The organism is Acinetobacter sp. LoGeW2-3 (genome assembly GCF_002688565.1).
In the GTDB taxonomy this organism is placed as follows: Bacteria; Pseudomonadota; Gammaproteobacteria; order Pseudomonadales; family Moraxellaceae; genus Acinetobacter.
In genome coordinates this window covers 436,045-455,719 of the sequence record NZ_CP024011.1, presented here as the reverse complement: position 1 = coordinate 455,719, position 19,675 = coordinate 436,045, and the positions used below count along the sequence as shown (strand labels likewise).

General features: G+C 44.0%; 23 protein-coding genes. 15 read left to right on the top strand and 8 right to left on the bottom strand.

Annotated features, from left to right (window positions below):
* Positions 1–35: 35 nt before the first annotated feature.
* From BS636_RS02180 to BS636_RS16545, 5 genes are all read right to left on the bottom strand, one after another.
* Positions 36–476 (bottom strand): hypothetical protein, encoded by a 441-nt coding sequence (locus BS636_RS02180; RefSeq protein WP_099337320.1) that lies wholly within the window; start codon positions 474–476, stop codon positions 36–38.
* A 531-nt stretch (positions 477–1,007) separates the two neighbouring features.
* Complete coding sequence (locus tag BS636_RS02175; protein ID WP_099337319.1) at positions 1,008–1,682, bottom strand: LrgB family protein; 675 nt, start codon at positions 1,680–1,682, stop codon at positions 1,008–1,010.
* Positions 1,683–1,691: 9 nt separating this feature from the next.
* Positions 1,692–2,063 carry a hypothetical protein gene (locus BS636_RS02170; protein WP_099337318.1) on the bottom strand — a complete coding sequence of 124 codons (372 nt, stop codon included), beginning with the start codon at positions 2,061–2,063 and terminating at the stop codon, positions 1,692–1,694.
* 32 nt (positions 2,064–2,095) lie between these two features.
* A complete protein-coding gene (hflX, locus tag BS636_RS02165; RefSeq protein WP_099337317.1) occupies positions 2,096–3,436 on the bottom strand; it encodes a ribosome rescue GTPase HflX in 1,341 nt (446 codons plus the stop codon).
* A gap of 89 nt (positions 3,437–3,525) precedes the next feature.
* Positions 3,526–3,657, bottom strand: coding sequence for a hypothetical protein (locus BS636_RS16545; protein ID WP_265735289.1), 132 nt, complete (start codon positions 3,655–3,657; stop codon positions 3,526–3,528).
* A 187-nt stretch (positions 3,658–3,844) separates the two neighbouring features.
* Between BS636_RS16545 and BS636_RS02160 the strand changes: the two genes are divergently transcribed.
* Entirely contained in the window at positions 3,845–4,675 is an 831-nt protein-coding gene (locus BS636_RS02160) for a lysophospholipid acyltransferase family protein (RefSeq protein WP_099339581.1), read from the top strand.
* 81 nt (positions 4,676–4,756) lie between these two features.
* Here the strand turns inward: BS636_RS02160 and BS636_RS02155 are convergent, their stop codons facing one another.
* Positions 4,757–5,305, bottom strand: coding sequence for an NUDIX hydrolase (locus BS636_RS02155; RefSeq protein WP_099339580.1), 549 nt, complete (start codon positions 5,303–5,305; stop codon positions 4,757–4,759).
* A 124-nt stretch (positions 5,306–5,429) separates the two neighbouring features.
* On the opposite strand from BS636_RS02155, the gene BS636_RS02150 reads away from it, so the two are divergent.
* From BS636_RS02150 to BS636_RS02090, 13 genes are all read left to right on the top strand, one after another.
* A complete protein-coding gene (locus BS636_RS02150) occupies positions 5,430–6,044 on the top strand; it encodes an NUDIX hydrolase (protein ID WP_099337316.1) in 615 nt (204 codons plus the stop codon).
* Between the two features lie 14 nt (positions 6,045–6,058).
* Positions 6,059–6,589, top strand: a complete 531-nt coding sequence (locus BS636_RS02145) for a gamma carbonic anhydrase family protein (protein WP_099337315.1) — start codon at positions 6,059–6,061, stop codon at positions 6,587–6,589.
* A gap of 135 nt (positions 6,590–6,724) precedes the next feature.
* Positions 6,725–7,390 (top strand): tRNA (adenosine(37)-N6)-threonylcarbamoyltransferase complex dimerization subunit type 1 TsaB, encoded by a 666-nt coding sequence (gene tsaB / locus BS636_RS02140; RefSeq protein WP_099337314.1) that lies wholly within the window; start codon positions 6,725–6,727, stop codon positions 7,388–7,390.
* 16 nt (positions 7,391–7,406) lie between these two features.
* Complete coding sequence (locus tag BS636_RS02135) at positions 7,407–8,231, top strand: undecaprenyl-diphosphate phosphatase (RefSeq protein WP_099337313.1); 825 nt, start codon at positions 7,407–7,409, stop codon at positions 8,229–8,231.
* A complete protein-coding gene (locus BS636_RS02130; RefSeq protein WP_099337312.1) occupies positions 8,225–9,046 on the top strand; it encodes a class I SAM-dependent methyltransferase in 822 nt (273 codons plus the stop codon). Before BS636_RS02135 ends, BS636_RS02130 begins: the two co-directional genes overlap by 7 nt.
* Positions 9,047–9,168: 122 nt before the next feature.
* Positions 9,169–10,569: a C13 family peptidase gene (locus BS636_RS02125; RefSeq protein ID WP_099337311.1), complete on the top strand. Its 1,401-nt coding sequence runs from the start codon at positions 9,169–9,171 to the stop codon at positions 10,567–10,569.
* Between the two features lie 39 nt (positions 10,570–10,608).
* Entirely contained in the window at positions 10,609–11,445 is an 837-nt protein-coding gene (gene fghA, locus BS636_RS02120) for an S-formylglutathione hydrolase (protein ID WP_099337310.1), read from the top strand.
* A gap of 114 nt (positions 11,446–11,559) precedes the next feature.
* Positions 11,560–12,678 carry a YjgN family protein gene (locus tag BS636_RS02115; RefSeq protein WP_099337309.1) on the top strand — a complete coding sequence of 373 codons (1,119 nt, stop codon included), beginning with the start codon at positions 11,560–11,562 and terminating at the stop codon, positions 12,676–12,678.
* A gap of 12 nt (positions 12,679–12,690) precedes the next feature.
* On the top strand, positions 12,691–13,722 hold the full coding sequence (locus BS636_RS02110) for a M48 family metallopeptidase (RefSeq protein ID WP_099337308.1): 1,032 nt from the start codon (positions 12,691–12,693) through the stop codon (positions 13,720–13,722).
* A 192-nt stretch (positions 13,723–13,914) separates the two neighbouring features.
* Positions 13,915–14,601, top strand: a complete 687-nt coding sequence (gene rpe, locus BS636_RS02105) for a ribulose-phosphate 3-epimerase (RefSeq protein ID WP_099339579.1) — start codon at positions 13,915–13,917, stop codon at positions 14,599–14,601.
* Between the two features lie 645 nt (positions 14,602–15,246).
* The gene (gene sugE, locus BS636_RS02100; protein WP_099339578.1) at positions 15,247–15,564 is read left to right on the top strand and encodes a quaternary ammonium compound efflux SMR transporter SugE; all 318 of its coding nucleotides are present in this window, start codon (positions 15,247–15,249) and stop codon (positions 15,562–15,564) included.
* 110 nt (positions 15,565–15,674) lie between these two features.
* Complete coding sequence (locus BS636_RS02095; RefSeq protein ID WP_099339577.1) at positions 15,675–16,157, top strand: methylated-DNA--[protein]-cysteine S-methyltransferase; 483 nt, start codon at positions 15,675–15,677, stop codon at positions 16,155–16,157.
* Between the two features lie 36 nt (positions 16,158–16,193).
* Entirely contained in the window at positions 16,194–16,847 is a 654-nt protein-coding gene (locus BS636_RS02090) for a nuclease-related domain-containing protein (RefSeq protein ID WP_099337307.1), read from the top strand.
* Positions 16,848–16,878: 31 nt separating this feature from the next.
* Here the strand turns inward: BS636_RS02090 and BS636_RS02085 are convergent, their stop codons facing one another.
* On the bottom strand, positions 16,879–17,814 hold the full coding sequence (locus BS636_RS02085; RefSeq protein ID WP_099337306.1) for a tRNA dihydrouridine synthase: 936 nt from the start codon (positions 17,812–17,814) through the stop codon (positions 16,879–16,881).
* A 210-nt stretch (positions 17,815–18,024) separates the two neighbouring features.
* On the opposite strand from BS636_RS02085, the gene BS636_RS02080 reads away from it, so the two are divergent.
* The gene (locus tag BS636_RS02080) at positions 18,025–18,789 is read left to right on the top strand and encodes a class I SAM-dependent methyltransferase (RefSeq protein WP_099337305.1); all 765 of its coding nucleotides are present in this window, start codon (positions 18,025–18,027) and stop codon (positions 18,787–18,789) included.
* Between the two features lie 68 nt (positions 18,790–18,857).
* Here BS636_RS02080 and BS636_RS02075 read toward each other — a convergent pair whose 3' ends face one another.
* Complete coding sequence (locus tag BS636_RS02075) at positions 18,858–19,664, bottom strand: cytochrome C assembly family protein (protein ID WP_099337304.1); 807 nt, start codon at positions 19,662–19,664, stop codon at positions 18,858–18,860.
* Between the last annotated feature and the right edge of the window lie 11 nt (positions 19,665–19,675).

Below are 19,675 nucleotides of genomic sequence, written 5' to 3'. Positions count from 1 at the left end.
CACTAATTATTTTTCGATCAGTCTGCAGTAAAAATTCAGTTGTGTTTAAGTCCCATGACCGAAATTTGAGTATGGTCATATAAATTTAAGGGATTGCCATTGATAGCGACCTGTTGAATCAGGTCATGAATATGTAGATCAAATGCTGTTTGCAGCGAAGCATTTTCAGCATGAGGTAATGTAGTAAAATTCAAGTTATTGAAGGCTTTTCGCTCCAGTATTTCAAATGAGTTCTGAGTAGATAGCAAATGATCTGCATTTCCTCTCATTGGTTTATGACCAAGACGTGGATTAGACAAAGATCTGCTTAAATCTCCAAGTAAGCCATCTTTATGCTTCACCAGTTCAATCAGGACCATGGCTGAATCTGTCTTGTCAAGCATCTGTTGCCAGATGGTTCCATATTCCTCTCCACAAGAAATTGAACCCAATGACCAAGCAGCACCTGATGTCCTGAAAACACTCATTGTTTTCATTTAAATTCCCTATATTTCAAAATCAAATATCCATTTGATTTACTTCATTCTTGCTGCATATGAAGTTTTAATCCATAAAGATTTTAAAAAATCGATATGTTTATTATTCATACAACCTTATATAAAAAAATGCAAGTTGAATATAGGCAGAGACTCATACTTAAGTCTGAGAGAGTATAGCAATTTTCTTGGAAATAGAAATGTGATTTTCATCACACATTGAGTTAAGTGTAAGAAAGTGAAATAAAAATATAAAAAATAAGTGACTTGAGAGACAGATTATAATTTAAGAGAAAATGAGGTGGATTTTGCAATACTAAAATGACTTTAAGTGTGATAAATCCATAAAATTACTCAATTTAAACTTGTCATTTAAGTCACTTGAATCATGAATATGAAACTTAAGTGAGGTTTATAAAGTGGCTCATTTGCCATTAAAAGCTTAAACCTAATGTTTTTTATGTACGTTGATATAAGAATAAGATGACTATATAAATCATATAGTCATCTAGGAGTGACGATGCAGTCAGATTAGAGATGTTGAAGATATAAAATAAAGGTCGGTAGCCACAGAGCTGTAAAGACGGCATTCACTGCCATGCCGAATGCAGCATATCGACCCGCCACACTACCACGTTGCCAAGCCTGCGCCGTCCCGATCGCATGTGCTGCTAAACCTAGGGCAAGACCAGAAGCGCGTTCATCATTGATATGACGCAGAATCAGCGGTGAAAATGCGGCGCCAATAACGCCAGACAAAATTACAATCAGAATTACCAGACTAATTGGAGCATCCAGTAAAGTCGCAATGTTAATCGCAATCGGTGTAGTCACTGCACGAGTGGCAAAGGCCATGATGTCGCCAGATGCCATATGTAACAGGTAAGCAAGTCCCATTGGCAGAGCCACCGCACTGATACTGGCAAAGATCAGAATTCCAATCACCCCTTTTAATGGCAGGTCATCATAACGCATCGCTGCTAGAGGAATTGCCAGGGCAACTGTAACGTAGCCTAAAAGACGGTTAAATAGGGGATTGGTGTCTTGAGTATAATGTTCATAAGGCACACCGAGTACAAACAGAATCGCCAATACGAAGAACATGCCGAAGACAATTACTGGAATTTTCGGAACCACGCGGTTACATGGTTTTGCTGCAAGATAGGCCACCAGCGTGATCAGGAAACCATAAAGTATAGATAACATAGTGATCTCCTAAAGCCAGCGCTTGGCCATTTTTGCATAGACCCATAATGGGATGAGCGTGCTCACAAATAAAATGAGTAGAAAGGCCGGAATTTTATGTCCCATATGCACCAGCATCATCAGTGAGCCAGCACTGACAGGTAAAAATGCAAAAGCACTTTCTTTCATAATCTTGTTGTTGGTATCCACTAGGCGGACAGGAAGTTTGCTCCAGCGGCGCCAAGTGAATAGGACAATGAGCAGGCTGATTAAGCCGACCAGGTTACCTAACTCAGGGTGATTTAGCTGAGTCATAATCCATACAGCTGCTTCCCGAAAGACAATAATAAGAAGCAGCGTGCCGATCCATGCTGGCCAATCTATACGTTTAATCCAGTTCATTTTGGGGTCTATTTAATTTGATTTATCAAGTTTTAATCGATCTTATCTTGTATTTCAAATTCTTCAAGTGGTCGTTGAAACTGAACTGCTTGGTCACCCAGGATATCTTCTAGTGATAAATGTGCCCGACGGATGATTTGTGCCAGTTTCTGCGGGGCAATACTGACCTGTAAATGTAATTGACCTTGCTCGTCATAATGCTCGGATTGAATCACATTTAGATCATAAAGTTGATTACGTAATTTGCCATGTGCAGGCTGTAACTTCAGGTCAAACTTTTGCAGTTCTCCCATCAATGCTTCATGTACTGCCTTACGTAACAGGTCAATACCTTCTCCAGTATGGGCAGACATATACACCCGTTCTGGCTGATTGGGTTTGTGATAGACAATCTTGGCTTCTTCACCGCTTCGGTCAATTTTATTGTAGACACGAAGTACCGGTACATTTGCACCGATTTCCTTAAGCACACTTTCTACAGCATCAATCTGTTCCAGAATTTCTGGGCTACTGGAGTCAATCACATGGAGTAGTAAAGTTGCTTCTAAAGTTTCTTCTAAAGTCGCCTTAAACGATTCCACCAGAGAGTGGGACAGATTACGCACAAACCCTACTGTATCTGCCAGTACCACCGTACCGATTCCTTCCCAGTCTAAACGACGTAAAGTCGGATCGAGTGTGGCAAATAATTGATCAGCTGCATAGACATCGCTATCTGCGAGGATGTTAAACAGGGTGGATTTGCCGGCATTGGTATAACCAACTAAGGAAATCGTAGGGACGGCAGCTTTTTGACGGGCCACACGACCTTGCATCCGGGTCTGACGGACTTTATCTAAACGAGCTTTCAATTGTCCCATACGTACACGCAGCAAACGGCGATCGGTTTCCAGTAAAGTTTCACCTGGTCCACGTAAACCGATACCACCCTTTTGGCTATCCAGATTGCCACGACTACGAATTAACCGGGAGGATAGGTGCTGTAGCTGGGCCAGTTCGACTTGTAACTTACCTTCATAGGTACGAGCACGCAGCGCGAAGATATCCAGAATAAGTTCAGTTCGATCCACAACACGACATTTAACAACGCGTTCAAGGTTACGCGCCTGAGCCGGGGTGAGGGTATGATCAAAAATCACCAGATCGGCTTCGAGGGCTTCGACTTTTTCTGCAATTTCTTCAGCCTTGCCGGAACCGATAAAATATTTAGGATCGGGTCTTAAACGCTGAGCATGCATATGCTCAAGAATTTCTGCGCCTGCTGAACTTGCCAACAGGTGAAACTCTTCTGCATCCAGATCCTCCAGCATCTGCACGGTCACGCTGACCAGAATGACACGATCTTTGGCACGATGCTGTTCAAAATATTCCACTCAGTCCACACTCTACTTTAAAATTTTTTAATGAAACTCATTTTAGTTGAAAAAGGCAGGGACAGATAGCAGTGCTCTGTGAGTTTTGGTTAGAGTGCGGCAACAAAAAGTTGAGCTAGACCGACTAAAACAGCAGCGTAGAATGTGCTGGCAATAAAAATATATTTCAATGCTTGTGCAGGTTGAATGGCATCAACGCTAACATTTTGATCTTGCTGCATGATAAAACTCCATAATTTACGCATTCAATAAAAAGATAATAATTAGCCGAGGTGTTAAATAAAAATTGCAAAATTTAATCTGTCTGAACGGTTTTTATAATCAATGCATGTTCAGAATGAACAGTATAGAATGGTAAAGATACGTGAAAATGATGACCTGATCGGCCCGGAAAATAGTGATCCTTGTATGCAACCGAGTGTAAATAATGAAACACCTGAAATTCGTGGTTTAGCAAAATTCCTGCTGTATAGCAGAAAAATAGCTGCCTCTGTCGCAGCGGTGAGTGAAGGATTCTATCTGGTTTATCGACACGGTTTATATAAGAATCCGAATAATCCACATAACACACGATATGTACAATATTTCTGTCGTCAGCTCTGTAAGGTGTTCAATATTGAAGTGCAGGTACATGGCACGATTCCACGAGAACCTGCGCTTTGGGTCAGTAATCATGTGTCTTGGGTAGATATTGCGGTACTTGGTTCAGGTGCACGGGTATTCTTCCTGGCGAAAGCTGAAATTGAACAGTGGCCATTACTTGGCAAACTGGCCAAGGGCGGGGGAACCTTATTCATTAAACGTGGATCGGGAGATTCAGTGCGTATCCGTGAACAGATTACTGAATTCTTAAAACAGGATATTCCAGTGCTGTTTTTCCCTGAAGCCACAACTTCAGATGGACGTGCGATCAAGAAAGTCCATGGCCGGATTCTGGGCGCGGCGATTGAAGCGAAGCGTCCGGTACAGATTTGCCTGATCTGCTATGTGAATCAGCAGGGTGAGCTGGATACCGTTGCGCCTTTTATTGGTCAGATCAGTTTCGCAGCGCATGTTCGTAAAGTGTTGGAAATGCCAAATGTCACCGCGCACTTGATGGCATTACCCCAGATTTCTACAGAAGGTCATACGGTGGATACACTGACGCCGTTGGTGCAAGAAAAGATGAATGAAGGGCTGAAATATTTACAGAATAAAATCCTGAAAAACCCAGCAGAAGTCACCGCATCAGTTTCATAAGCAGCACGAAAAAACTTTTCTACAAACTAAAATGAGCGCTTATTAGCGCTCATTTTTATTTTCAGTATTTAGTAATTTCTTTTAACCGGTGTGATCCAGACGTGAGCCCAAGGTTTCGAGATGCATTGGGAAAACATTATTTTTACGATCTTCAAAGTAATGACGCAGAGTACGTTCTACACTTGGGAATGCCAGTTCAGCCCAAGGAATATCGGCTTCATCGAACAGACGTGATTCAATAGTTTCTTCACCCGCGCCAAATTTGCCTTCAATTAGCTGGGTTTTGAACAGCACATAAATCTGGCCAATACGTGGAATATTGTACATGCAGTATAGTTGTTCGATTTCCACTTCCGCTTCGGCTTCCTCACGCGTTTCACGTGCAGCTCCTTGCTCCATGGTTTCAAACAGTTCCATATAACCGGCCGGCAGGGTCCACAGACCATAACGTGGTTCAATCGCACGTCGGCACAACAGTACTTTATCTTCCCAGATTACCAATGAGCCGCAGATCACCTTTGGATTGATGTAATGAATAAAGCCACAGGAACCACAGACTTGACGAATTTTTTGGTCACCTAAAGGTACTTTTTCAGTTGTCTTATGTCCACAGGCCGTACAGAAGTTCATATTCATCATCAATGACAAAAAGTAGACTCAGAATAACTGAAAAATTGAAATTTGGCATCAATTCTATCCTCAGGAATTAAAAATCAGCTATGATGAAATCATAATGAGAATGAGGAAAGCGTGAATGGATGACCGCGATTTAACACATAAATTACAGCAGCGTTTGCGTTTTTCTAGGCGGATTCAACCCGCGCATGCTGCCGTGTTAATTGCGATTACCGATGAAACGAATCCCAAGGTTTTGCTCACCCGCCGTTCGGCTTATATGACCAATCATGCCGGTGAGGTTTCTTTTCCTGGCGGTAAGCGTGATCCGCAGGACACCAGCAATATTGTTGTGGCTTTAAGAGAAGCTTATGAGGAAACTGCACTGAATCCCTTCGATGTACATTTAATCGGTGATCTGCCGATGCAAAAAGCCCGTAATGGCATGCTGGTCAAACCGATTGTTGGCTTGATTCCCCCTAAGGTTCAACTAGTTCCACAGCCGACTGAAATCGACCGGATCTTCTTTGCTTCTCTTAGAAATTTACTTGAAGCCAAACCCACACCGTATGAAGTGCGCTTTGCCCAACAGTCACTCTATTTCCCGAGTATGCGTGTTGAAAATGAAGTGGTCTGGGGACTCACTGCGCGTATGCTGATTTCTTTATTTCAATATGGCCTCGACTATAAAAAAGACTGGCCATTTCTACTTAACTCACCGGTATTTAAACGATCAAAATTCTTTAAGGACTAAAAGGATATTCAGGCATGTTGTACAAATTTCAGGGATATTCACCAAAAGCATTGCATCAACCGTGGGATGGCTGGGTGGCACCGACCGCGACGGTAATTGGTCAGGTGGAAATGGGTAAACGGGTCAGTGTCTGGTTTGGTGCCGTGGTAAGAGGTGATAATTGCAAAATCCACCTTGGCGACTATACCAACGTTCAGGAAAATGCCGTGCTGCATACCGATGCTGGCATTAAAATGCATATTGGCGACTATGTGACCATTGGCCATCAAGCGATGCTGCATGGCTGCACCATTGGGGATAACTCTCTGATTGGTATTCAGGCAGTGATTCTGAACAATGCGGTAATTGGCAAGAACTGTATTATCGGTGCAAATGCGCTGATTCCTGAAGGTAAGGTCATTCCAGACAATTCTGTGGTAATGGGATCTCCAGGTAAAGTCGTGAAAACTCTGGATGAAGATGCTGTACAAAAGCTAAAAATGAGTGCGCTGCACTATGCCAATCATTTTCAGAAGTTCCAGCAATTAGAACAAATCGAGCTTTAAGCAGTTCTTCTCCCTGTATTTATTAACCTGGCGATGGCCAGGTTTTTTGTATCTGTTGTTTGAATATCTCGCGTCATGCTGGGGAGTGGAGTATGATATTCGACATTTTTTATATTCTCTGAATTAAGGTTGTGCATGAAAGTGCTGGCATTGGAAACTGCCAATGAGCAGTGTTCCGTTTCTGTGATTAATGACACTCAAGAATTATTTTTTCAACTTGATGCGCGCGCAAAGGCACAAACGCAAACAATTCTCCCCATGATCGAGCAGGCTTTACAAGATTTGAGCCTGGCGATTTCTGATTTGACTGCGATTGCATTTAGTCGTGGACCAGGTTCATTCAGCGGTGTGCGTATTAATGCTGCGGTGACTCAGGCTTTGGCTTGGTCGAATGACCTGCCTGTGGTGCCGGTATCGACGCTACAGGCTTTGGCACAGGCGGCATACCGTTTGCATGGCCTGACTGAAGTGACTGCGGTACTTGATGCACGCATGAATGAAGTGTATATCGCCAGCTACCAACTAGATGCCCAAGGCATCATGCAGCCAGTCGATGAAGAACAGCTACTCAGTTATGAACAGGGCAGTGCCGCAGTCAAATTTACTGTCGTTGGTTCTGGTGCTCATCTGGTGCAAAAGGAAGTTTCTGAATACAAAGATGTCACCACGACAGCACAGGATATCGCAACGATTGCTCGTGTGGCAGTAGCATCAGAAAACTGGGTCAGTGCTGAATTGGCACTGCCAGTGTATTTACGCGATAACGCATGGAAGAAAATTCCAGAACAAGGCAAAGCATAATTAATCAGGATTAAGCATGGATCTATTACTGCTGCTGAAAGCGGCAATCATGGGTATTGTTGAGGGTATTACTGAGTTTTTACCGATTTCCAGTACAGGGCATTTGATTCTGGCTTCAGAACTGATGAACTTCTGGACCAAGGAAAAGAGTGATGTTTTCGTGATTGCCATCCAGATGGGTGCAATCGCAGCAGTGATTTATGAATACTGGGCACGTCTCTGGGGTGCAGCAACCGGGATTTTCAGCGGTGAGCCTCAAGGTCGCCGTCTGGGTATTGGTTTGATCCTGGCTTCAATTCCAATCGTACTCATCGGGCTGACGTTTGGTCAGACTGTGAAAGAGCTGCTGTTCAACAATATTGCGATTGCGATTGGCTTGATTGTCGGTGGTCTGATCATCATCTGGATTGAAAAGCATCCACCTCAGGTCCGTGCGCAGGAAGTTGAAGACCTGACCATTAAAGATGCTATCTGGATTGGTCTGATCCAAGTTTTATCTTTGATTCCGGGGACTTCACGTTCTGGTGCCACCATTATTGGTGCCATGTTCCTGGGTGTATCGCGTAAAGCTGCAACCGAGTTTTCGTTCTTCCTCGGTATTCCGGTGATTGTCGGTGCAGGCCTGTTAGACTTGTATCAAAGCTTTGACGTATTTAGTGGTACACAGGACTTGGCGGTACTTATCATTGGCCTTTTAGTGTCTTTTATTTCAGCATTGCTGTTGATCCGTGCTTTAGTCGCTTATGTAGCGAAGCGTGATTTCATGATTTTTGCCTGGTACCGCATTGTATCGGGTCTGCTCATTTTATTGTTTGCATATACAGGCTGGACATTATGGTAAGCGAAATTCGCTTATATACCGAAGCTGAATATATCGAGAAAGCACAGCACTTTGAGGCTGTGCTTTCTTCTCGTGGTGTACAAGCTCAGATTGAAACCGTTGAAAAGCTCAATGCGCGTTTCTTCCGCCTGAATCCTGAACTGGCACTCTGTGTCGATGTGGACGGTTTATGGCTATGTGCCAATGGCATGAAAATGCAGCCGGACTGGAAGGCAGAAGTCGGGCGCTTAAAACGTGCTTCACTCAAGTCAGAAATGATTGCGCGTGCCTGTAATCTGAGTGAAAAGCCAAGCTTGATCGACGCCACAGCCGGTCTTGGTCATGACAGTCTATTGATGGCCCACCTCGGTGCGCAGGTAACTCTAGTCGAGCGTCATCCGATTCTATTTACCTTGCTGGAAGATACCCATGCGCGTGCGCAGAGTGATGCATTTTTAAATCCAGTAGTGAATCGTATTCAACTGGTCTTCTCTGATTCTGCTGACTATTTAATCCAGCGGGGCTCACAAAATACTGTGGTGGATGTGGTTTATCTGGACCCAATGTTCCCGCAGCGTGATCAGAATCAACAAGCACCTAAGAAACAGGCGCAGGTGAAAAAACAGATGCAGCTGCTGCATATGCTCTTGCCTGAGGATGGTGAAATGGACCTCGGCGATAACCTGTTAGAATTGGCACAGAAAATTGCCAAACGGGTTGTGGTGAAACGTCCGCGTCTTGCTGTTTTTCTGGCTGATAAAGCACCGGATCATCAATGGCAAGGGGACGCTTGTCGCTTTGATGCGTATTTTCAGCATGATCTTGTAGCCGAATAAGATAATTGCTTCATTATTCGCCAAGGATTTGTTATATAGTTAAAAAATAGCATTGATAAAAGTCCTATCAAGCATAAACTTATTCTGCGAATTAGCGAGCCACTTCATCTCCCCGAAATCCTATGATCGACTTCAAACCATCCATTAATTTTTGGCACGATTTTAAGAGCAATCAAATTGCCGGAATGTGGTTGTTTCTGGGGTCGAGGCGTTCCCTACAAATGGTACGTCCCTCCATTCTACAACTGGTGTTCTGGGGCATTCTGGGTGGCTGTGCCAATAGTCTATTTAGCTGGCTCAGTTCAGGCCGGATCGGCGAATTTAATTCCCAAGGTCTGGTCAGCTACGCATTGTGGCCGTTTATTGCCTTGATTGTCGGGATTTTCCTATCACAGCGGATTAATAATCCGCGTCTGATGCTGGTACCGGCTTTGCTCTGGCTGGTGCTGGACACCCATATCATGTTGTTCCAGTGCCTGATTCAGTATCTGGGCGATCTCGATTATCTGCCATACCTCCTGTATGACTATATCCCGACCTTATTCGTCATGCTGTTTGTCTGGCAAAGTCTGGCCGTGGTTTGGGTATTCTCACGTGAATTGAAATGGCCGTGGTGGGAACGTGCGCTAATCATGTTAGCTACGCTGTTTACCTTGGTTGTTTGGCAGATCTCTGTCAAGGATCAACCGATCTGGAAAGTGGAAGAAGTACCGCCAAGCTTTGCCGAAGATGCTTTCTATGCCCAACCGAATTTACTGAATAAAGCGCTGGATTCTATTGAATATGGCGAGTTTGCCCAGTCGCACTGGTATTTCCTGGGTGTGGCAGGTGCAAGTTATCAGGATGTGTTCTATTCGGAAATTGAACGGATCAAGGAACAGTTTGACACCCGCTTTGGTACTTTTGGTCGTTCGATTGCGTTGGTAAACCATCCAGCAGCGCGCACTGAAATGCCGATTGCCTCAAAAACCAGTATGGAGCTGGCTTTGCGCCGTATCGGTCAGCAGATGAACCGGGAAAGCGATGTGCTGTTCCTGTACATGACCTCGCATGGTTTGCCAAACGTATTTGAAATGGAAAATGCACCGCTGGATCTGGCGCAGGTCGATCCGAAATGGTTACGTGATACGCTGGATGCCTCCGGTATTCGCTGGCGAGTGATTGTCATTTCTGCATGTTACTCAGGCAGCTTTGTCTCTGCGCTGCAAAATGAAAATACCTTGGTAATTACTGCTTCAGCAGCAGATCGCCAGTCCTTTGGCTGTTCCAATGAAGCGGATTATACCTATTTTGGCCGTGCCTTCTTTGATGAAGCAATGCGTGAGCAAAACAGCTTAAAAGGCGCTTTTGCGCAAGCCAGCCAGACCGTAGCGAAATGGGAAAGTGCACAGGGCTTTGAACCTTCAGAACCGCAGTGGGTGATCGGTAAGAATATGGAATTGATGTTGCCGCAGCTTGAGCAACATCTTTTCCCGCCAGCGACGACAGCTACAACTTCTCAGTCTCTCGCTGTGACGCCATAAACTGATCAATGACTTTAGAAAATAGAAAAAGGAATCATGATGGAACTGGTACAGAATAATAGAAGTTTTGAGGGTGAACAGCGGATCTATCGCTTTGATTCTAAAGTGCTGAAAAATCCGGCACGTTTCGGGATCTATTTGCCGCCTCAAGCCTTGGCAGGACAAAGCTGTCCAGCACTATTCTACTTGGCGGGTCTGACCTGTACCGAGGAAACCTTCGCGATCAAGGCACATGCACAGCGTCTAGCAGCGCAGCTCGGACTGATTCTGATTACACCAGATACCTCTCCGCGTGGTGAAGGCGTGGCAGAGGGGGATAACTGGGACATCGGTCAAGGTGCGGGTTTCTATATCAATGCCACACAGTTACCTTGGGCTGAACATTTCCAGATGGAGAGCTTTATCATGGATGAGCTGTATCCATTGGTAAATGAAGAGTTTGAGATTCAACCCGGCAAGATTGGCATCTTCGGACATTCCATGGGTGGTCATGGTGCATTAACCCTAGCATTTAAATATCCAGAAAAATTTGTCTCTGTTTCTGCCTTTGCGCCGATCTGTGCACCAAGCCAATGCCCATGGGGTGAAAAAGCATTTTCAAATTATTTAGGCGATGATCGTGCAGAATGGGCCAAACATGATGCAACTGAACTGGTCAAAGCCAAAGGTGCACTTTATCCAGATATTTTGATTGACCAAGGTTTCAATGATCAGTTCTATAGCCAGCTAAATCCTGCCTTATTCCAGCAGGCTTGTGATGCTGCGGGACAAAAGCTGAACTTGCGTGAACATCAGGGTTATGACCATGGTTATTACTTTATTCAAAGCTTTGTCGATGACCATTTACAGTTCCATGCGGTACAGCTAGAAAACTAATTTTAGCTGTTACCCAAAGCAGATGACTCAGGGCATGGATGCAAAAATACTGGCATCTATGTCTGGTCATGCGCTATGCTTGCAAAGATTTATATAATAAAAACAAGGCTTTTTATGCAAAATACCAGCGATATAGACGCGTCTATCATTCCTCCAGTTATTCCACCATTCCCACCTGATATTCCAGCCACGCCGGAAGTAATGCCTGTACGAGTCGGTGGATTACAGCGTTTCCGTTTTCATGGGACAGCCAGTGAATATTTCGGCATCTGGATTGTGAATATCCTGCTGACCATTGTCACTTTGGGCTTGTATTCACCTTGGGCCAAGGTGCGCCGTTTACGTTATTTTTATGGCAATACTGAATTTGCGCGACGCCGTTTTGACTTTACCGGGGTGCCAGCCAAAATTCTGATGGGGCGTTTGATCGCGCTGGGGCTATATTTTGCTATTTCGGTGGCTTCAAACTTGTCGACTACAGCGACATTAGTCGGCTTGCTGATTCTTTATCTAGCGGTACCTTGGCTGATCCGAGCAACATTACGATTTAATGCCCGCAACAGTAAATTTGGCAATGCCCGTTTTTACTTTGGCGGGACAAACAAGGAAGCTTACTGGACCTTTCTGAAGGGGGTTGTGGTTTATATCGCTACCTTAGGCATCTTTTTTCCGGTGCTGGTCTGGCTATATAAGCGTTATTGTTTTGATCATCTCTATGCAGGGCAGCTGAAATTCAAGCTGAATGCCACTTGGGGCGATTACATGAAAGCCATGTATGTCCCACTGTTCATTTTCATGGGTTTTTTAGCCGCTGTGATGGTGTTTGGTATTGGTTCCAGCTTTGCCAATCTGGGTAATCCTGCAGTGTTAAGCTCACTGATTGGCTGGATTGTAGCGATTTACCTGTTTGGCTTTTTTATCATTTTTCCACTGATGCAGGCACGGATTTTTATTACTACCTGGAACAATACATCTATCAGCCGGAGTCAGTTTAAGACTGAATGTACTCAGTGGCACTATACCTGGATTATTGTCACCAACTGGATTGCACGTATTCTGAGTTTAGGTTTGCTTACACCTTGGGCAGCCATTCGACTGTATCGCTATCAAGTGGAATCATTAACCCTGAATTTGCGTAATGATCCAGACATGATGATGAACCGGGCACAGCAGGATCACAGTGCGCTAGCGGAAGAGATCAGCGACATCTTCGATATTGATGTGTCGTTATAACAGGAGAGAAGCATGTCTGCTCAAGTGATCGATGCCATTTTCTATGATGGTATTGTCTCGAAACCGCAACCTGCACAGGTCTTTGCGATTGATGATCAGTCGGTACTGGTTCGGTATGGCGAGGCGTATGCACAGCAGCGACATTACAAGTATGCAGACATGCAGCTAATTGGAGCACTCGGAAAAATTCAGCCTGTGGTGGACATGAAAGATGATGCGCGGCTAGAATTTTCTACTGAATTACCGGAATGGTTTAATTTACAGCGTAAAGGATTGCAGCATTCGGTCTGGAAGCTGGAACGCACACCGGCTTTGATCTTGTTTAGTGTTGCATTTGTGCTGGCACTAGGCTTTGCGACGATTAAATGGGGCATTCCAGTAGCTTCCTATCATGTGGCAAATCATCTGCCAGCCAATACCCTGACACGTATGGGCGATGAAGCAGAAAGCTATGTCCTGAAGATGACTGACGACACCAAACTACCGAAAGCTCGTCAGCAGAAGATTGTGGCGCAATATCAGCAACTGGTAGCAGGAGATAACCCGGCGAAGGTGGTTTTCCGTCAAGGTGGCGCAATTGGTGCCAATGCGTTAGCGATTCCAAACAATACTATTATCTTGACTGATGAGCTGGTCGCACTAGCCAAAGATGACCGGGAAATTATTGGTGTACTGGCACATGAACAGGGGCATCTAGTCCAGCGACATAGCCTGCAACAGGCATTATCTAGTTTAGGTTTTAGCGTAATTTTGATCATGATTACAGGCGATGGTTCAGACTTGCTGACAAACTTGCCAGTTGCGATGGTCGGAGCCAGCTATTCGCGTAACTTTGAGGCTGAAGCGGATGACTATGCATTAAAGGCCATGCAGGCTCAGCAAATTCCTACCATTCATTTTGCTAACTTTCTGGAACGCCTAGCCAAAGAATCTGGTGAAGAGAAAGAGGCTGAAAGCTCTGTATGGGATTTCTTTAGCAGCCATCCTGCAACTCAGGATCGGATTAAGGCAGTGAAAGCATTTGAGTCTAACCACTCGCATTAAATGTCCTCATCATATTTTATGACAAGACAGCCACGCTTAGTGTGGCTTTTGTTTTTCTATATTCAAATGATTACTGAATGTTGATCGCTTAGAGAAGGCTTGAGTATCGGTTAAGGCAATACGCAACAGGCGCAGCCACTCGGACAATTTGTTATAATGCGCTATTCATCTCATATTCAGCCAGGTTCTTCCATGTCCAAGCCATATTTAATTGCACCTTCTATTTTGTCTGCTGACTTCGCCCGTCTCGGTGAAGAAGTTGAAAATGTACTGGCATCAGGTGCTGATGTTGTTCATTTTGATGTGATGGATAACCACTATGTACCCAACCTGACTTTTGGTGCAGGGGTATGTAAGGCACTGAAAAAATATGGCACCAAGGCACCGATTGATGTGCATCTGATGGTCAAACCGGTCGATCGTATGATTGGTGATTTCCTTGAAGCAGGTGCGGACATTATTACTTTCCACCCGGAAGCATCGGATCATATCGACCGTTCTTTACAGTTGATCAAATCTGGCGGCGCTCAGGCTGGTCTGGTGTTTAACCCGGCAACTCCATTGCATTATCTGGATTATGTACTGGATAAAGTGGATCAGATCCTGTTGATGAGTGTAAACCCGGGTTTTGGTGGTCAGAAATTCATTCCGATGACTTTGGACAAGTTGCGTCAGGCACGCAAGATCATTGATGCTTCAGGTCGTGATATTCGTCTGGAAGTGGATGGTGGTGTTGGACCAGCCAATATTCGTGAAATTGCCGAAGCGGGTGCAGACATGTTTGTAGCAGGTTCAGCGATCTTCGGTAAGCCGGATTATAAAGCTGTGATTGATGAAATGCGTGCTGAGCTGGCAAAAGTGGGTCAGCTCACTGTCTAATCGGAATTTTATGTTATTCACAGTAGCTTGTGGATAACTTTATGGATAAGTATATGGATATCTATGTGGGTAACCCTATGGATATCCAGCATAAATTGTAATCAATTGTAGCTTGGTTGTTTAAGCATTATACAAAATATGTATAAAAAGAACTCAAATAGGGTTCTTTTTCTATTTTGAAAGTCTTGCAAATTCTGGTGTTTTATTCACCAATGCTTATTAATCAAGCTTTATAAAAAGTGATCAACTTATCTTAATTTTATGTTTCATTGTGTAACTTCTCCGAACAATTTTAAATTTAATTGATGTGCATAACTTAATTATTTGATGTGGATAATCTTCTTGTTTTGGAGCGGTGCTAAAGTACATTGTTGTCATTTTTAAAGTGATTGAGAACTCCGTTTTGTTCTCAACTGGGTACTTAAGGTAGCGACTTTTCCGGGGTGTGTCTTGAGTGCTTAAGTTAAGCTCGGTTAAGTTGCATCTCATACCGTCATCTTTTGTAATTTGCGCTGTATTTTTGCAAGTGATTTTATACAATCTGCACAGTTTCAGGAGGAACGACCTCCCTTGATGCAAAATATTGCTTTTGCTCAGGAAAAATCGTCAGGACGGCCTGACTTCTTAAATAATGGAGGAGGGCATATGGCCTGGTTTTTATTGATACTGGCAGGTCTTTTTGAAGTCGTTTGGGCCTATTCGATGAAGCTATCGGAAGGTTTTAGTAAATTGACCCCAAGCATTATTACTATTCTTTTCATGTTTCTGAGTTTTGCACTGCTGGCTTACGCCATGCGTACATTACCGTTAGGAACCGCTTACACAATCTGGACAGGAATTGGTGCCGTCGGTTCTTTTCTGATTGGTATTCTTATTCTGGGAGAACCAGCGAGTGCGATGCGCATGCTGGCGGCTGTGTTGATTATTTCTGGTTTGGTTTTAATGAAGCTTTCATCTTCCTAAAGTTTGCATAGTGCATCAGAACTTAAATGTGTCAGCATTTATTTATATAAGCCACTTTTCGATCACTGCGTTAAAATAATCATTCTATGGCACTGCAACAGGGTGAAGACATGAATTTAAGTTATATCTATATGGATTCACCCGTAGGTCAACTGCAGTTGGTGGCGAGTGCAGATGCACTGGTTGCGGTACTTTGGGATTGTGAAAAGCCAAACCGGGTCAAACTGGCCACCTTAATTGAAGATCCCGAGCATCCTATTCTAGTCACAGCCAAAGCCCAGTTAGAGCAATATTTTGCTGGTCAACGGACCTGTTTTGATGTGCCGCTAGACTTTGCCGGTACAGCATTTCAAAAAAGTGTCTGGCAAGCTTTACTGAATATTCCCTATGGTGAAACCCGAACCTATCGTGAAATTGCTCTCGAGATTGGCAATCCGAAAGCGGTTCGTGCCGTGGGGGCTGCCAATGGCCGTAATCCGATTTCGATTATCGCCCCATGTCACCGTGTGATTGGTACCAATGGTACTTTAGTGGGCTTTGCTGGTGGTCTGGAGCGAAAGGAAATTCTGTTAAATATTGAACAAAATAAGTAAGATATTCACATCTAAATAAAAACTATTCCAGTCGAAATGAATCCTATGCTTGCCCCGGTGATTGAAAATTTCTGGTGGCTGTTTCTTTTATTGTCTTTAGCAGCCTTACTTAAACTGTTTAAGCCTTATTTCAAGGGGAGGTTTGGCGAGTTCGCCGTTGCCATGCATGTCAAACTCTACTTAAAGCAGCCTCATTATATTCTAATGAATAACCTGACTTTTGAAGACGAGCAAGGCACCACAACCCAGATTGATCATTTACTGCTAAGCCCATTTGGGCTGTTTGTGATTGAAACCAAGAACTATAAAGGCTGGATTTTTGGTGGTGAACGGCAAAAGATGTGGACGCAAAAGATTTATAAACAGAGTTATAAATTCCAGAATCCACTGCATCAGAACTATAAACACATCAAAGTGCTGGAACAGATTCTAGCGGAGATCCTCAGTCCGGAATATATTCATTCGCTGGTGGTATTTATGCCAGAAGCTGAATTTAAAACAGCTATGTCGGAAAATGTATTTCATGGTGCAAGCTGGACCGACTATGTAAAAAGCTTTCAGGAGTCAGTGATTTCTGAAACTAAACTGAAGCGGATTCAGCTGCAGCTGGAAAAAGTCATGCTGGAGAAATCCTGGCAGACCAATCGTCAGCATGTAGAGAATTTAAAACAGCGAAAACAGGCCAAATAAAAAATCCCTGAACATTTCAGGGATTTTTAGCTTAATTCTGCGCAGCTTTGAGCTTTTCAGTAATTTCTTCCAGCGGTTTGACCCGTTTTACTTCATCCCAGAGCGCCTTGGCTTCTGGATAATGTTTAGACATCATCCCAAGCCATTGTTTGTAACGTCCCACCATATTCATTTCCTTTTTATAGGAACCATTCAGAAAACGGATTTGCAGACCAAGCAGCTCATTCCAGCTAATCAGCGGGTCATCACTATTCTTACGAATACATTGAGTCAAATCAGGAGTAGTCACCGCACCGCGACCAATCATTAAGTCTTCACAGCCGGATTCCAGTTGGCATTGTTTAGCATCGGCATTGGTCCAGATTTCACCATTGGCAATGACATTAATTTTCAAGGCTTCACGAATGGGTTGCAGCTGATCCCAGAAGGCCGGTGGAGTATAACCATCCGCTTTGGTTCGTGCATGCACGGTGACCCAGGCAGCGCCTGCATCTTCAATGGCGTGGGCATTTTCCAGCATGAAGTTACGGTCCATATAACCGAGGCGCATTTTTGCTGATACCGGAATATGGGCTGGAACAGCATCTCGAACGGTTTTCACCAGTTCATACACGACTTCCGGCTCATCCAGCAGAACTGAACCGCCACGGTGACGATTGACGGTTTTAGCCGGACAGCCAAAGTTCATATCGATCACAGGTGCACCCATAGCAGCAACTTTGACTGCATTGGCTGCCAGCATTTCCGGATTATTTCCCAAAAATTGCACATGCACAGGTGTGCCGGCCGCGGTTTTTCCGCCATTTAATAGTTCAGGGCAGTAGGTATGGTAGATATGATCGGGTAGTACCGAATCCGTGACACGAATAAACTCGGTCACACACCAATCAAAACTCCCGACGGATGTCAGTACATCACGCATAATCGGGTCAGTTAAGCCTTCCATGGGTGCAAGAACAAGTTTCAACGTGTTCACCTGTGAATGAGAAAAACGGTGTTATACGGCTTTTTCACCTGAATGTCCAGGCAGTTTAAATTTCATGTTTATTGGGAAAGAGGATTCAAGTGGAAGCAAGTTCTATATCGGCAGAAGTAAGGTCTTTTGCACAATAAAATAATAGAGTTTTAAATGCTGATTGCTATATTGAAAAGAACAAGAAATACTCAGGATGGCAGTATGGAGCAGCCTAGCTTTAAGGATCATTTCTCTCAGCAGTCACAGGACTATGCCTTGTTCCGTCCGCATTATCCAGATGCTTTAGGCAAGATACTGGCAGAACTGTCACCCAGTACGAAATTGGCTCTTGATGTCGGTTGTGGTACTGGGCAGTTTTCCGAAGTCTTGACGAATTATTTTGATCAGGTCATTGCGATTGATGGCAGTGCTGAACAGATTACCCAAGCCAAACCACATCCTAAAATTCAATATCGCCAAGCCTTCGCCGAAAATATTCCTTTGGCTGATAACACTGTTGACCTGATTTCAGTAGCTCAGGCAGCGCATTGGCTGGATCTGGACAATTTCTATACAGAGGTTCGTCGTGTTGCGAAACCGAATGCCATTCTGGCTTTAATTACTTATGGCGTATTCAGTGTCGATGAAGAGCACCTAAATCATTATTTCCAGTATTTTTATGAAGTCACTATTGCTCCATATTGGCCACCGGAACGACATCATGTGGATGAAGGCTACAAAACTCTGTCATTTCCCTTTCAAGAAATTGTTATCCAACCACCTGTATTGCAGGTGGAGTGGAATTTTTATCAGGTGATTGGTTATATGAGCACCTGGTCAGCAGTGAAAGCAGCCACCAAAGCATTAGGTCATAATCCGTTAAATGTACTGGCAGATGCTTTGTTGCCGGAATGGGAAGATCCAGAATTGCCAAGAGTGATTACTTGGCCGTTGTCGGTACGAGTGGGTAGGGTGAATCCAGATTAATTATGTGGCAAATAAAAAGCCCAGTAATTGGGTTTTTAAAAATATTAACTTTAGAGAAAATCTTAAACTTATTTATTGAGCAGCATTTCCAGCACAAACTTAGACCCAATAAAACCTACAGCTAGCAAACCAAAACCAATCAAAGTAAAACGTACCGCTTTCTGTCCACGCCAGCCAAATTTCCAGTGCCCAATAAGAAGGGCACCATAAACCAGCCAGGAGATAATACTAAACGCGGTTTTATGTGCGAGGTGTTGAGCAAAGAAATCATCAATGGTAAAGAAGCCGAAACCAAGGGCAATGGTTAGTAAGACAAAACCGGTCATCAGCATATCAAATAGCAGGGATTCCATATCCTGATAGGATGGCAGTAGATTGACCCAAAGGCGTTTCTGCTTCTTTTTCAGTTCACGATCTTGAAAGCGCAGAATAACGGCTTGAATGGTTGCCATCAGCAGTACCGCATAAGCAGACAGTGACAGGATGATATGAATATCCACACCTAATGAGTTTTGCACAATAATCTTGGCTTGCGGCGTAAAGGTAAAGCCTAAAATTAACCCAGTCGCTGCAACAGGAATGCCGATCAGATTCAGCGGCAGAATTGGGCGATAGGTACTATAAGCCAGACTGAGTAACAGCATCAGTCCTGAAGTAAACGAAACCAGAACAAAGACATCGTAATTCATTCCCATCGGGGTGTGCATGTCGCCATAAAGCACCATGCCATGTAACACAAGGCCAAGTGCAGCAGTAATACCAACAAACCACTGATTGGGAATACGTTTCGACATTAAATGAACAAACAAATACCAGAAGGATGCGGTATAGGCGACTAATGCCAAGATTGTATAAACCAGTGGGAGGCTAACCATGTCTAACCTTT

What these genes read in the sequence shown, in the direction of transcription:
- BS636_RS02155 (WP_099339580.1), bottom strand. Translation starts at nt 5,305, where the DNA reads ATGAACTTCTGTACGGCCTGTGGACATAAGACAACTGAAAAAGTACCT.
- fghA (WP_099337310.1), top strand. Translation starts at nt 10,609, where the DNA reads ATGGAACTGGTACAGAATAATAGAAGTTTTGAGGGTGAACAGCGGATC.
- BS636_RS02180 (WP_099337320.1), bottom strand. Translation starts at nt 476, where the DNA reads ATGAAAACAATGAGTGTTTTCAGGACATCAGGTGCTGCTTGGTCATTG.
- BS636_RS02150 (WP_099337316.1), top strand. Translation starts at nt 5,430, where the DNA reads ATGGATGACCGCGATTTAACACATAAATTACAGCAGCGTTTGCGTTTT.
- BS636_RS02095 (WP_099339577.1), top strand. Translation starts at nt 15,675, where the DNA reads ATGAATTTAAGTTATATCTATATGGATTCACCCGTAGGTCAACTGCAG.
- BS636_RS02145 (WP_099337315.1), top strand. Translation starts at nt 6,059, where the DNA reads ATGTTGTACAAATTTCAGGGATATTCACCAAAAGCATTGCATCAACCG.
- BS636_RS02075 (WP_099337304.1), bottom strand. Translation starts at nt 19,664, where the DNA reads ATGGTTAGCCTCCCACTGGTTTATACAATCTTGGCATTAGTCGCCTAT.
- BS636_RS16545 (WP_265735289.1), bottom strand. Translation starts at nt 3,657, where the DNA reads ATGCAGCAAGATCAAAATGTTAGCGTTGATGCCATTCAACCTGCACAA.
- BS636_RS02080 (WP_099337305.1), top strand. Translation starts at nt 18,025, where the DNA reads ATGGAGCAGCCTAGCTTTAAGGATCATTTCTCTCAGCAGTCACAGGAC.
- BS636_RS02130 (WP_099337312.1), top strand. Translation starts at nt 8,225, where the DNA reads ATGGTAAGCGAAATTCGCTTATATACCGAAGCTGAATATATCGAGAAA.
- BS636_RS02175 (WP_099337319.1), bottom strand. Translation starts at nt 1,682, where the DNA reads ATGTTATCTATACTTTATGGTTTCCTGATCACGCTGGTGGCCTATCTT.
- sugE (WP_099339578.1), top strand. Translation starts at nt 15,247, where the DNA reads ATGGCCTGGTTTTTATTGATACTGGCAGGTCTTTTTGAAGTCGTTTGG.
- BS636_RS02135 (WP_099337313.1), top strand. Translation starts at nt 7,407, where the DNA reads ATGGATCTATTACTGCTGCTGAAAGCGGCAATCATGGGTATTGTTGAG.
- rpe (WP_099339579.1), top strand. Translation starts at nt 13,915, where the DNA reads ATGTCCAAGCCATATTTAATTGCACCTTCTATTTTGTCTGCTGACTTC.
- BS636_RS02115 (WP_099337309.1), top strand. Translation starts at nt 11,560, where the DNA reads ATGCAAAATACCAGCGATATAGACGCGTCTATCATTCCTCCAGTTATT.
- BS636_RS02125 (WP_099337311.1), top strand. Translation starts at nt 9,169, where the DNA reads ATGATCGACTTCAAACCATCCATTAATTTTTGGCACGATTTTAAGAGC.
- BS636_RS02090 (WP_099337307.1), top strand. Translation starts at nt 16,194, where the DNA reads ATGAATCCTATGCTTGCCCCGGTGATTGAAAATTTCTGGTGGCTGTTT.
- BS636_RS02160 (WP_099339581.1), top strand. Translation starts at nt 3,845, where the DNA reads ATGCAACCGAGTGTAAATAATGAAACACCTGAAATTCGTGGTTTAGCA.
- BS636_RS02110 (WP_099337308.1), top strand. Translation starts at nt 12,691, where the DNA reads ATGTCTGCTCAAGTGATCGATGCCATTTTCTATGATGGTATTGTCTCG.
- tsaB (WP_099337314.1), top strand. Translation starts at nt 6,725, where the DNA reads ATGAAAGTGCTGGCATTGGAAACTGCCAATGAGCAGTGTTCCGTTTCT.
- BS636_RS02170 (WP_099337318.1), bottom strand. Translation starts at nt 2,063, where the DNA reads ATGAACTGGATTAAACGTATAGATTGGCCAGCATGGATCGGCACGCTG.